The following is a 13271-nucleotide window of genomic DNA, read 5'->3' as shown; positions in this document are numbered from 1 at the left end:
CTTTTGCTACAAAAAGAGCGATCTAAAGCGACCTTTTCATAGTATTAATTATTAAAGGTTTGGTTACTTGATTCACTAGATTAAGTAACAAAGCCCAGACATCATATTTTAAACGATAATAATTATCAAGGTGTAAATGATAATTATTATTATTTACAAAGTGAAAAAATGTTGCCATAATGATTTCGTCCGACGCCTAGAGACAAAATTATAAATGATGAACTAGCAGCGATAATTGCTAAAGGTTTGCTTGATAAATAGACCCTTGCTGCATCATTGCAGGCCCTTTAGTACAGCAGGCATTATTTTTATCAAATATTAATCATAGGCATCGTCGCTGCTATTTTCTGAAGATATTCATATCTCAATACTACATAGCCAAGATCATTGGCTTTTTTACTGCTATTCATTTTATGGAGACCATCATGAGTCAACCGTTATCGTTAACCAAAAAAAATACTGAGCTGTGGCAACAGTACCAAGCATTAAAAGTAAAAACACCGATGCTATTTCCCACAGAAGGCGCGGCTGCGCTAGGCATCAGCGAGTTTGAACTTATGTTAGCATCCCCTTATAGTCAGTATATGGGTGATCAGTGCAAAGCTGTATTAAAGCAATTTGAGAACTTTGGTGACATGGAAAGCATTGTGAGAAACGAGTTGGCAGTGCATGAAAAAACCGCGCCATATCATAATCTTAAGCTTGGCGAAAAAATGGGCTTGGCACTCAATGTGGGTGGTCTAGATTTGCGATTCTTTATGTGGCAATGGCGGCATATGCTGGCGGTAACGGATACCAGCCGCGCGGATAAGCCCTCTTATAGTATTCAGTTCTATAACGCCCAAGGTGCTGCTATCGACAAAGTCTATCTACGAGAGTTAAGCGCTGAGACTATTGCACGCTGGCAAGCGATGATTCAGGAGCAGCAGCAAACGGTGAATAATGAGACGCTGACGTTAGAGGCACAAGAGCCGCTAAATGACTGGCGTTACAAGGCATTAAGTGAAGAGGAGCGTACGCAGTTACAACAAGGCTGGCAGGCGATGACAGATGTGCATCAGTTTCATTCATTACTAAAAAATCTCGATATCGATCGTGCTAGTAGCTACCGTCAAGCACCAGAGCAGATGACGCAGCAGCTTGATATTAGCGCGGTCGAAGCGGTTCTCGAGCAAGCGCGCGATGCCAAATGCCCAATCATGATATTTGTCGGTAATAGTGGTCTGGTGCAGATTCAGACTGGCACCGTGCAGACACTCAAACGCATGGGCGATTGGTTCAATATTTTAGATAAAGACCATAATGACTTTACGCTGCATTTAAAAGACAAAGCATTGGCGCAAGTATGGAGCGTTAAGCGTCCAACCAAAGACGGTATCGTGACTTGTATCGAAGGTTTTGATGATCACGGCGTCAGTATCTTTAGTGTGTTCGGTCAGCGTATTGAAGGCACGCCTGAGCTTGAAGCATGGCAGCAAATTGTCTCGACGGTCATCGAAGCGCATCCATATGCAGAAGCCTTAGCAGTAGTTGCAATGGCTGAAGAAGAGAGCGTGTAAACCCGTCATAAAAAATCAGCAAATTTTGCGATATTGACACTCACATAACGGATAAGTCATAGCTGTTGTGTGAGTTATTTGGGATGCTTAATACACGTTAATGGTTCTGTTAATAGTGTCATTTTTTACGTTAGCAAATTAGGAATGCTTATGTCTTCTGCATTATCAAAAACAGTAATCACTCACGCAGTGATAAATAAAAAATTGACCAGTCGGGCTATCAGTACTGCTGCCATTATTGGCGCATTTGCCGTGCCCTCACTTTCTGCCCAAGCTTATGAGCGTATTGTCGCGATGAGCCCCGATGTTGCAGACGTCGTGGTGGCACTAGGAGCGACCAATAAGTTGGTTGGTAAAGATGCAACCAATCATAATCCAGCGTTAAAGAGCGTGCCAGCCGTGGGTATGCACCGTAATATCACCGCCGAGTCAGTGTTGGCGGTCAAGCCAGACTTGGTGCTCGGCAGTTATATGGTGCAGCCTGCGAGTATTTATCAGCGCTTAAACGGCTTAAAAGTTAAAGCCGTTAATGTCGCGCCCAAAGAAGAGGTAAGCACCTTTGCCAATAGTATTAAATCTATCGGCAGTTATGTTGATAAAAAATCCGAAGGGTCGCAGCTTGCAAAGCGTTGGAATACAGGGATGAGTCCAATGGCAAAGACGGGTAAGCGTTATTTATTAAGTTACGATGGTCGTATCGTTGCAGGTAAAGGCACGGTAGGGGATGAGTTGATTCGCCGAGCTGGTGGGATTAACGCTGCAAACGTATCAGGGCTAAAACCTATGTCCCGTGAAGGCTGGCTGGCCGCCAAGCCCGATGTGATTATTATTGCCGATCATAATCAGGCAGTGGTTGGCGGGGTCAGTAAATTTAGTAAACGTCCTGAGGTTGCAGCAAGTGCCGCAGGCAAGAAGGGCGGCGTACATTTTTGGCCAGCAGATGACTTTCTGCGTTATGGCTTGCATTCGCCTGACGTCTTAAAAAAGCTGAACGCTGTAGCAAAATAGCCTAAGCAAAAATCCTTTATCTCATATTCAACAAAATGACATCTCACATGGCAAATACGATTTCTGCTTCTATCTCTACACAAACTGGGAAACATAAACCTAGCCTCTACTATATTACTGCCGCTGTCATATCTGTGCTACTAATTTGGTTGGCGCTTGGTATTGGCTTTGGCGAATGGTCAAGCCCTAGCCATCTTGACGATACTATTTGGCAGCTGCGTTATCCGCGTGTGGTGACGGCATTACTGGTTGGTATGGCGTTGTCAGTTAGTGGTGCAGCATTACAGGCTTTATTTGAAAATCCTTTAGCGGACCCTAGCTTAATCGGTACATCAGGTGGCGCAGCGCTTGGTGTTGTTTTGGTTCTGGCATTGGGGTTTGGCGGCATTGGGATACCGCTTGCGGCGTTTACTGGAAGCGTATTGGTGTGCTTGTTTATTCTCGCTTGTCATCGGTTTTTGGGTGGTGGGCAGATGGGCTTGCTGATATTGGGATTTGTCATCAGTGCTTTTTGTGCTGCGGTGGTCAGCCTGATTTTATTCATGTCTGATGATATGGTGCTGCGCTCCGCGACCAATTGGCTGTCAGGCAGTATGGCGGAAGCGGGTTTTGTGCCGCTGCGATATTCAATTATTTCTATGGTTTTAGGCTTAGCGATTTTATTACCGTTAGGTCGTCAGTTGGATGGACTGATGCTTGGTGAGGCAGCCGCTAAGTCCTTGGGCATCAAAGTGGGTGTGGTTCGTTGTTTGGTCGTGATTGCCTCGGCATTACTGACAGGGGCAGCGGTGTCTTTAGCAGGCGTCATTGGTTTTATTGGCATGATGGTGCCCAACCTGTTAGCTATTCTGTTTGGTGGCAGACGTATGCGTCTCATGATTTGGTCTGGTTGGCTTGGGGCGATATTATTACTCGTCATTGATGGCGCGGCGCGGCATGTTGCTTATCCAGTGGATGTGCCCGTTGGCATCGTTTTAGCGTTGCTTGGCGGTCCATTCTTTATTTGGCTGTTTGTGCGTAGTAGCCGCCGTTAATTGGAGAGAGTATTTATGTTTCATTCGTATTTTACGGCTACATCAAAGACATCGCTAGCAAATCGAGAAAGCAATATAGATAGTAGTAATATCAAGAGTAGTGATGCAGGCGAGTTGTTGTCGATGCAAGATATTCATATCTCGCATGGCCATAAAACATTGTTAAAGATAGATAAACTAACCGTGCCAAGCCAAAAGCTGGTCGCCTTTATCGGACCAAATGGCGCGGGTAAAAGTACGTTGCTGCATACGGTTTTAGGTCAACACACAGGAACCGCGCTTAAAACGGATGGTCACATTACGATTTACGGTCAGCCGATCAACGAGGTCATGAATGATGGTCATATCGCTTGGGTTGGACAACATGAGCGTTTTGAGCTGCCGTTAACGGTATTGGATTATGCGCTGTTAGGAGTCTCGCCAAATCTTGCATGGTATCAGCGCCCAAATAGCCATCATGTTGAGCGCGCGCAACGTTTACTACAAGACTTTGAGTTATCAAGTTTGGTCAGTGCCCGCGTGCAAACCTTATCAGGCGGTGAAAAGCAGCGCTTGGCTATCGTAAGGGCGCTAATGCAAGACACTAAAATCATGATGTTTGATGAGCCGACCAATCATCTCGATATTCGCCATCAGCGTTTTTTACTTCATTATTTACATAATTTGGTGCGACAGCAACGCAAAAGTATCTTGGTTGTGTTACATGATTTGACCCATGCGCATCGCTATACTGATGAAGTGGTGCTATTAAGCGGTGGACAAGTTGTTGCACAAGGAACGCCTAGTGAGGTGATGACACGTCCACAATTAAGCGATGTTTATGATGTCGATATTAAGGTGCATCAGACTGAAGATGGCTTGGTGTTGGTATGATTCTGAGCACTTGAACGATTATTTTGACTTTACAATAGGCATTTGATGATCAACTTGGCTTTTTAATCTGTGTATATCGCACTGATTTATTCGGTAATAAAAACCCTTCAGCTATAAATAATAGCCTGAAGGGTTTTTTTTACATCTTAACTATTGTAGCGAAGCAAATGTTTTTAATATAACCATGCAAAATATAACCATACCAACAGGATGATTTTCAGTTAATAAATTTTAAACCTAAAAAATTTTGCAGTAAACTCGCATAACGATCGGATTTAGTAGAAACTGTAAACCACTAGGTATTTGTTCTGAACGGGAGAAACTCATTGCGCGCTATTCCTTATAAATTGATTGTTAGCGCACTACTGCTCATCATTATTGCGGGATTTTTTGCCTTTCGCTGGTGGCAAGGACCACTATTACCAAGCTATAGAATATCTTCGATGCCTTTGGTGCAGACGGTCGTAGCGACTGGACGGGTCGTTGCCGTATCAAATACTGACATTGGTAGCGAGATATCAGGTGTCGTATTAGAGCGACGGGTAGCAGAAGGCGAACAAGTCGCTGCAGGAGATTTATTGTTGGTACTAAGCTCCGATGACGTTGCAGCCCAAGTGCGGCAAGCAGAAGCCGAGTTGGCGGAATTGATTAGTAGCACTCGTCCACAAGCAGTGGTGGATTTGACCAATGCCAAAGTAGCGTTGGCGCAAGCTGACCGTAATGTCGAGCGTAGGCGCGAATTGGCTGCTATCTCGGCCATCTCTGATGAGGAAATGGAGCAAGCGATTCAATCCCAAGCCCAAGCACGCAATAATCTTGAAAATGCACGCCTGAGAGCGAATGCACTCTCCTCTGGTGGTGTTGAAGAAGATTTATTACGTGCTCGTATCGCAGCATTGGAGGCTCAGCTCAATAAAGCGCAAGTACGTAGCAAAGTATCAGGCACTATTCTGACCCGTAATGTCGAGGTAGGCGATTTGGTACAGCCAGGTCAGAGCTTGTTTACTATTGCCCTCGATGGTAAGACTGAAATAAGAGTACCGCTTGATGAGCGTAATTTATCTCGGTTGGCTTTGCAGCAACCAGCTGTCGCTATTGCCGATGCCTATCCGGATAAACCGTTCCCCGTACGTATTAGTTTCATTGCACCAAGTATAGATCCGCAACGCGGTACGGTAGAGGTGAGATTGTCCGTCGATCCTGTACCTGATTTTTTGCGTCAAGACATGACAGTATCAGTGAATATCGAAACGGATCAACGCGCAAAAGCCTTAGTCATTCCTAATGATGCACTAGCCATGTTAAAGAAGACAGCGCCGAAGTATTATTATTGCGTGATGGTAAAATACAACGTCGAGTAGTGAAATTAGGGTTACGCGGGCTATCAGCATCAGAAGTGCTCTCAGGGCTGAGCGCAGGTGATGAGATATTGGTTGATGCGACAGTCTCACTGGCTGATGGAAAAAGAGTGAGAACCGCGCTTCAAGCACCTTTTGCCGCGCCTGATGCTGACAAGATAACGACGGTAAGTGATAAGAGCCAAGCAGCGGAGACAGTCAATTGACGGCTTTTTTCGGTAGACTATGGATTGATGCCACTATTGCCATCAGTTTTTTACGCGAGGGACGCATACAGTCGTTAATGATTACTCTGGGAGTGGCGATAGGTGTTGCTATTATATTTATTACGGCACTCATCCAAGGATTACAGACCAACCTTATTGAAAGCACCCTTGGCAGTCAGGCACATATTCGCTTGGTAGCGCCAGATGAAGTCAACCTAATAGCGCCGTATGCTGATGATACACTGCAACTGATACAAGAAGACAAGCGTCCACAGCGGCTACGTTCTTAATAATTGGCAGCAAATCACTGACACGCTAGATCAACTGCCCTTATTGACTGCTGTATCACCAAACGTATCTGGGCCTGGTTTCGTCAGGCGTGGTGAGGCATTAGAGTCGGTAATACTAGTGGTACTGACTTGGCGCGCTATCAGAATATTATTCCACTTGATGAATACTTAATCAGTGGTGAGCTGCGAGTGGGCGCAGATAATGTATTGATTGGTAGTGAACTGGCTAAAGATTTGGGTGTAGAGGTCGGCGGCAAATTACGTTTGGATACGGGTCAAGACGATGGCGCGTAGTCCCAGTAATAATTTGAGTAACAACCTTGGTAGCAACATTAGTAACAACAGCGCTGTAGTCAATATCGCTGGTATATTTGAGCTCGGCGTACGAGAGCTTGATGCGCGCTACGTGTATCTAGACCTAAAACAAGCGCAGTCATTACTTGGCTTGCCGGGCGGTATCACAGTCATTGATTTGACGGTTGAAGATATCTTTGAGGCGGAGGAAATCGCTGCACAAGTGGGTCGTTTGACCTCATTGCAAGCAGAAAGCTGGATTGAAACCAACGCCCAACTGCTGAGTGGTCTCACGGCTCAAAGTTTATCTAGCAATATGATTGTGGTTTTTGTGGCGATCTCGGTGGCTTTTGGTATTGCCAGTGTGCTGTCGGTCAGTGTGGTTCAGCGTACGCGCGAGATTGGTATCTTACGAGCCATGGGTGCAACTCGTCAGCAAATCCTACGCATATTCTTAATTCAAGGGGCTATATTTGGCTTGCTAGGCTCGATTGTCGGTAGTGGTGTTAGCTATGTATTGGTCTGGTCTTTTAATACTTTTGGACCTGACATATTTACAATTCCCATATCAATAAACCTGATCTTAGTGACTATGTCGTTAGCCACGCTAACTGGTGTGATAGCAGCCGCTATTCCAGCGCGGCGCGCAGCACTTGATCCAGTGGTGGCTATTCGTTATGTCTAATCATGATTCTAGCGACACTTTTAATAATGAATTTAACAGTGAATTTAACAATGTTTCTGCCAATCCTTTTAATAAGACGTCAACTCCTATGTCCAGTCAATATCACGAAGTCTTGCGTCTAGAGGCACTAAAAAGTCTTATAACATCGGTCAACCTAATGAGATTGAGGTGCTGCACGGTATGACTTAACCATCAGCACTAACGACTTTGCTGCCCTGATAGGTCCTTCTGGTTCAGGTAAAAGCACTTTGCTAAATGTACTAGGGTTACTAGATCAGCCAACCAGCGGTGAGCTATATCTATTGGGTCAAGCGACCAGTGCTATGAATGATGCTGGTCGCACCGCTCTACGTGGCAGTAGTATTGGCTTTGTCTTTCAATTTCATCATCTGATTCAAGCGTTTAGCGCATTAGACAATATCTTAATGCCGCTAACATTGACAAGGGGTCGTCCAAATAAGCTTGCTATCCAAAAAGCGCGAGAGCTACTGGCAGCGGTTGGGTTAGAGCGCTTCGCTGACAGTAAGCTAACGAGCTATCAGGTGGTCAGCAACAGCGTGTCGCCATTGCACGCGCCTTGATAACCGAACCAGCATTGCTATTGGCTGATGAACCTACAGGTAATCTGGATACCGTGACGGCTGGAGAAGTGTTTGAGCTGTTCCGAAAAGTCAATCAGGAACGTGATTGCGCGGTATTGCTGGTCACCATGATCCACGCTTGTCAGCATCTTGCGATCGCACGATTAATTTGGTTGATGGTCGTATTGATAGTGATAGTTTAAATAATCAAAAAATATCGTAGTGATAATAAAAGTCATATTGGCGGATTACTTATCTGCTTAACAAAGATTTCTATCAATACCGCCGTCAATATAGTCATTCCACTATAAAAGCATTACAGCGTTAGCCTCGCTTGAAGTTTTAATATACATCTACACTCGGTTGCCTTGTACTACTTTTAAATTGAATCGACTATAGTGACATCAATAAAGGTAGCGGCTTCGATTGTATGAAATCTCATGTAAAACAACCGATCTCCTTTTTTATAAAAATTTGGGGTAAAAGCTACATATATCTATATTTCTAGGTCAATGTATCCGTGCCATCACCTTTAGAGCCATGTTCATTTAAAATGATTTTGTTATCTATTGTTAAATACCAGTCGATGCTATGTATAATGCAGCTAGTATAGCTTTCACTCAGTATGGCTTTCACTCATATGCCTTTAATAAGAAGATTACATTATGTCAAACAAGCGTCCTTTATATATTCCGTTGCTGGACCCGCTCTTTTAGAAAACTCCTCTACTGAATAAAGGTAGTGCTTTTTCATCAGAAGAACGTAGTAGCTTTAATTTAACGGGGCTATTACCTCATAACATTGAGACGATTGAAGAGCAATCATTACGTGCTTATCATCAACTGAGCTCATTCACTGATGCTATGGATAAGCATATTTACTTGCGTAATATACAAGATACCAATGAAACCTTATTCCATCATCTCATTGAGCAGCATATTGAGGAAGTCATGCCGCTCATTTATACCCCAACCGTTGGTCAGGCGTGTGAAAAATTCTCGCAGATTTATCGTCGTAAACGGGGTTTGTTTATCTCATATCCTGAGCGTCATAAAATCGATGATATGCTGCAAAATGCCACCAAGCAAAACGTCAAAGTAATCGTTGTTACTGACGGCGAACGTATATTGGGCTTGGGCGATCAAGGTATTGGGGGTATGGGAATTCCAATCGGCAAGTTATCTTTATACACCGCTTGTGGTGGTATTAGCCCAGCTTACTGTCTACCTATTTTGCTGGATGTCGGCACCAATAATCAACAGTTGCTTGACGATCCTATGTATATGGGCTGGAGAAATCCGCGTATCTCTGGCGATGAGTATAATGAATTTGTGGACTTATTTATTCAAGCCGTTAAGCGCCGTTGGCCAGAAGTGTTATTGCAATTTGAAGATTTTGCTCAGGAAAACGCTACCCCGTTATTGTAAATATCGTGATCAGCTATGCTGCTTTAATGATGATATTCAAGGAACTGCTGCGGTATCGGTTGGTACTTTGATTGCAGCGTGTCTAAATAAAGGTCAAAAACTTAGTCAACAGAATATCGCATTTTTAGGTGCAGGATCTGCTGGTTGTGGTATTGCTGAGCATATTATTCGCCAAATGCAGCGTGAAGGATTGACGGAAGAGCAGGCTCGTAGTCAAGTATTTATGGTTGATCGCTATGGTTTATTGACAGATGGTATGACAGAGCTACAAAAATTCCAAGAACCGTTAGTACAAAAAGAATCAGCTGTTGCAAGCTGGAATAAAAGTAAGAAACTCGGCTTAGCGCAAGTGGTTAAACAAGCAAAAATTACCGTATTATTCGGCGTCAGTGGACAAAAAGGTCTGTTCACCCAAGAGGTAATCGAATCGCTATGTGTTAATACTGAACACCCAATTGTGTTACCACTTTCAAACCCAACGTCTCGTGTGGAAGCAACGCCGCAAGAAGTAACTAATTGGAGCAAGGGTAAGGCGATTGTTGCAACGGGTAGTCCTTTTCCTAATACTACTTTTAATGGTCAGTCTTTTGAAGTGTCGCAGTGTAATAACAGCTATATATTTCCTGGTATAGGTCTAGGTGTTTTAGCAGCACGGGCGACGGGTATCAGCGATAATATGCTCATGGCGGCAAGCCAAGCCCTTGCAGATATATCAATGGAATACGAAAAAGCACCTGGTGCCATCCTACCACCTATTAAATTCATTAGAGAGATCAGTGAAAAAATAGCGTATGCAGTGGCATTGCAAGCGGCTCAAGATAAGCTCGCACTACCTATCACAGCGGAGAATTTACAACGTCGATTAAAAGCGAATTTTTGGTTGCCTGAATATCGTAATTATCGCCGTACTTCTTTCTAATATTAGGCACATTATCTAAGTAAAACACTAAATGAAAAAAGGTTGCTAACGCTATATTACATATAGTGTTGGCAACCTTTTTTATTGCTATCCAATCCATTGGTTTACCAGGTTTACTTTTACCGTTTTTTCAGCATTGTTCAGAAGAAACCGTAGAGATAAACTTGGTAAACTAAGCATATTCACAGGAGTTTACCATGACCAAGAAATTAGAACCTACAGTACGGAATTCAAAGCAGAAGGCGTCAAGAAGATAGCGGACAACGATGGGAATATTTCAGCGACTGCGAAGCAGCTTGGTATCGCCATGCAGACCTTATCTAATTGGCACAATAAAGCCAAACTTGCAGGAACAGCTCGATATGATCCTGAACTCATAGCGGTGATCGAAGAAAACAAGCGTCTTAAACGACAGCTCAAAGTTGCTGAAGAGGAACGAGAGATCCTAAAAAAGGCCACGGCTTACTTTGCAAATGAGGAACGTTAAGAAACAGTCTGGGAGACTGTTTTAGTGATGCAAGACGTAGGGCTATGCCCGCAGTTATAGTTAGTCAGGTACGCCTTTATCAAAGATAACCCGCACTTCTTTAGCATCAGCACTATGTGCCGTGTGCTAAAGATAAAGTATTCAAGCTACTACGACTGGCTGAGTCGCGATATTAGCGAGCAGCAGATACATCGCAACCGTTGTGAGCTACTCGTTAAAGCCGCTCACAGTGAAAGTAAAGAACGTTATGGTCATGAACGTTTGCATGCAAAGCTAGCTGATCAAGGGCACGATATTAGCCTATATATGATTCGACGTATCAAAGAAGTGAACCGCCCCGAGTATATCGGAGAGTGATTTACTTGAGTCAGGCAGCAATACCTGACAGGGTTAAGTTATCATAATACCACTTTTCAAACTCAAAAGGCGAGACATAACCAATCGTGCTATGTAAACGTGTTTTATTGAACCAATCTACCCACTCAAGGGTTGCCAGTTCAACATCGTTGACGCCAGTCCAGTTCTGCTTTAAATAATGAATCACCTCAGCCTTGTACAGCCCATTGACCGTTTCAGCCAAGGCATTGTCGTATGAATCGCCTGTAGTACCGACCGAAGCAATCACGTCACAGTCTGTCATCCTCTCAGTGTAGCGAATGGATAAATACTGAACGCCTCGATCACTATGATGAATCATGTCTTTGGAATTGTTTCTGTCTGCTATTGCTTGGTTCAATGCCGCCATTACCATATCGGTGTTCATGCGATTAGAAACTTTCCAGCCCACAATAGCGCGAGCAAACACATCAATAACAAAAGTAGTATATACTCAGCCGCGCGTTGTCTTGATGAGGTGAAGTCCGCTACCCAAAGCTGGTTAGGACGATGCGCCTTGAAGTTGCGATTGACCAAGTCATCAGCGCGCTGCTGGTCGTCACGGCTGTTGGTGGTAATCTTGCCCTTACCACGCGAGATACCTTGTAAGCCATGCTGTCTCATTAATCGCTCTATGGTACACCGAGCAATCTTTAACCCATCAGCTTTCATCTGCTGCCATACTTTACGCACACCATAACGGCATTTACTGTCCTGCCAGATGCGTTTAATCTCGCTGAGATAATAGTCGTCATGCTGTCTGCGCAGTGAACGCTTTTCAGGACTGTTTTCTAGGTCTTTAGCACGGTGATAAGTTGACGGGGCTATCGGTAGCACTCTACAGATCAGCTCGACCCCATAACTACCTCTATAGTCATCAATAAACTGAACCATTACTTGTGTGGGCGGCCGAGCTCCGCCTGGGCGAAAAAAGCAGCAGCCTTACGTAATCTCATTGGCTTGCTTGAGCTCTTTATTCTCGCGTTCAAGCTCTTTGATGCGTTCTTTGTCGCTTTGCGCTTGCACTGAGGCGGGAATGGTTTGGTCTATGTGCTTTTTATGCCATGATCGCAGGGTTTCAGGTGTACAGCCAATCTTAGCGGCAATGGCTTGAATGGCTGACCATGTGGAGGGATAGTCGTTTGCTGCTTCGATCAGCATACGAACGGCGCGTTCTTTAATCTCAGGAATGTAGGTTTGTCTTTTCATTGTCGTATTCTCTCAGAATATTAAGTCTCCGACAATCCCGGGGCGGTTCAATTCCATTAATATGGTTTCTGTCTTGTGCAAACTCTTTTGAATGATTGATACGGTAATGGGTGAACTCACTGACATCAAGGGCGTTGTAACGTCTAAAGGAGTCAGTATAAACAACACTATCAGGCTTTACTTTCTCTCTTATAATAGGGATTAAGGTATCGGCTCTGGCATTAGGGGTAATACATGCGTAGACGCTACCATTACGCTTAAGCAGTCCAAACACAGGCACTTTGTTACCAGCACCGCGACCACGTTTGCCTTTGCGCCTGCCGCCAAAGTAGCTCTCATCAACTTCTATTTCGCCTTCTAGAAGGCCAGGTTCCTGACTATTTTCATAAATAAGTAGTCTTAGTCTGTGAAAGTAATAGCTGGCTGTTGTTTATTAACACCCACTAAGCTTGATGCTGTTCTTGCGGTAGAACCTGCAACAAATAGTTCGATAAGCTTAGTTTGTTTGTACCAACTTAATCTACTCTTTCTCATATGACTATCCTAGATTATTTTACTTATCTAGGACAGCTCCTTATGTATTTATCATGCTAGGTACTAACGATAGGTCGCAATTAGTAAAACCACTCACAGCTCAAAAACAAACTGCGTTATCGCAAATAAATTAATATCAACAGGTAAGCGAGTCGTCTTAATGTCTGCTAATGCAGCAAGTGCAGTCGATGAGGATAAAGATAGGAGTTACAATCAGGGCGATGTGTCGCGTGTCACACAAGAACTCGCATTGGAATTAGGTATTGATTTTATTAGTAATTATGCTGCGACTTTACAGTCCAAGATTGATGGCGTGGCTTACACAGATGACGGATTGCACCCAAATGACTTAGGACATCGTATGATGTTTGAAAATATACGCAATGCAGTTATAAACGCGTAAGAGTACTTTAGCGGACTTTGCTATACTTG

General features: G+C 43.9%; 5 protein-coding genes, 8 pseudogenes and 1 other annotated feature. Of the genes and pseudogenes, 11 read left to right on the top strand and 2 right to left on the bottom strand.

Features of this window, described 5'->3' with window-relative positions:
• Positions 1-425: 425 nt before the first annotated feature.
• The 10 genes and pseudogenes from G7Y90_RS13695 to G7Y90_RS19240 all read left to right on the top strand — a co-directional run.
• Entirely contained in the window at positions 426-1559 is a 1134-nt protein-coding gene (locus G7Y90_RS13695) for a ChuX/HutX family heme-like substrate-binding protein (RefSeq protein WP_250162640.1), read from the top strand.
• Between the two features lie 150 nt (positions 1560-1709).
• The gene (locus G7Y90_RS13690; protein WP_227697739.1) at positions 1710-2567 is read left to right on the top strand and encodes a heme/hemin ABC transporter substrate-binding protein; all 858 of its coding nucleotides are present in this window, start codon (positions 1710-1712) and stop codon (positions 2565-2567) included.
• Between the two features lie 47 nt (positions 2568-2614).
• Entirely contained in the window at positions 2615-3601 is a 987-nt protein-coding gene (locus tag G7Y90_RS13685) for a FecCD family ABC transporter permease (protein WP_201502160.1), read from the top strand.
• Between the two features lie 15 nt (positions 3602-3616).
• Positions 3617-4474, top strand: coding sequence for an ABC transporter ATP-binding protein (locus G7Y90_RS13680; protein WP_250162639.1), 858 nt, complete (start codon positions 3617-3619; stop codon positions 4472-4474).
• 326 nt (positions 4475-4800) lie between these two features.
• Positions 4801-6038: pseudogene (locus G7Y90_RS13675) on the top strand (efflux RND transporter periplasmic adaptor subunit).
• Positions 6035-7307: pseudogene (locus tag G7Y90_RS13670) on the top strand (ABC transporter permease). The pseudogenes G7Y90_RS13675 and G7Y90_RS13670 overlap by 4 nt, the downstream one beginning before the upstream one ends.
• Before the next feature lie 88 nt (positions 7308-7395).
• A pseudogene (locus G7Y90_RS19250) lies at positions 7396-8111 on the top strand (ABC transporter ATP-binding protein).
• 442 nt (positions 8112-8553) lie between these two features.
• Positions 8554-10234: pseudogene (locus G7Y90_RS13660) on the top strand (NAD-dependent malic enzyme).
• 178 nt (positions 10235-10412) lie between these two features.
• A pseudogene (locus G7Y90_RS19245) lies at positions 10413-10692 on the top strand (transposase); the annotation flags it as partial.
• Positions 10693-10778: 86 nt separating this feature from the next.
• Positions 10779-11048 (top strand): annotated as a pseudogene (locus G7Y90_RS19240) (IS3-like element ISPar1 family transposase); the annotation flags it as partial.
• A gap of 40 nt (positions 11049-11088) precedes the next feature.
• On the opposite strand, the pseudogene G7Y90_RS13650 reads toward G7Y90_RS19240, so the two are convergent.
• Positions 11089-12305 (bottom strand): annotated as a pseudogene (locus G7Y90_RS13650) (IS3 family transposase).
• Positions 11916-12032 (bottom strand) — a sequence feature (AL1L pseudoknot). Its footprint overlaps the pseudogene before it by 117 nt.
• Before the next feature lie 46 nt (positions 12306-12351).
• Positions 12352-12839 (bottom strand): annotated as a pseudogene (locus G7Y90_RS13645) (IS1595 family transposase); the annotation flags it as partial.
• A 160-nt stretch (positions 12840-12999) separates the two neighbouring features.
• Between G7Y90_RS13645 and G7Y90_RS13640 the strand changes: the two are divergent.
• Complete coding sequence (locus tag G7Y90_RS13640; protein ID WP_250162638.1) at positions 13000-13242, top strand: SGNH/GDSL hydrolase family protein; 243 nt, start codon at positions 13000-13002, stop codon at positions 13240-13242.
• Positions 13243-13271: the final 29 nt, after the last annotated feature.

This window comes from Psychrobacter sp. WY6 (assembly GCF_018448495.1).
Classification (GTDB): domain Bacteria; phylum Pseudomonadota; class Gammaproteobacteria; order Pseudomonadales; family Moraxellaceae; genus Psychrobacter.
The sequence above is the reverse complement of the archived record's forward strand: the minus strand, read 5'-3'. Positions and strand labels throughout refer to the sequence as shown.

Coding starts and splice junctions, on each gene's coding strand:
- G7Y90_RS13695 (WP_250162640.1), top strand. CDS start 426: ATGAGTCAACCGTTATCGTTAACCAAAAAAAATACTGAGCTGTGGCAA.
- G7Y90_RS13690 (WP_227697739.1), top strand. CDS start 1,710: ATGTCTTCTGCATTATCAAAAACAGTAATCACTCACGCAGTGATAAAT.
- G7Y90_RS13685 (WP_201502160.1), top strand. CDS start 2,615: ATGGCAAATACGATTTCTGCTTCTATCTCTACACAAACTGGGAAACAT.
- G7Y90_RS13680 (WP_250162639.1), top strand. CDS start 3,617: ATGTTTCATTCGTATTTTACGGCTACATCAAAGACATCGCTAGCAAAT.
- G7Y90_RS13640 (WP_250162638.1), top strand. CDS start 13,000: ATGTCTGCTAATGCAGCAAGTGCAGTCGATGAGGATAAAGATAGGAGT.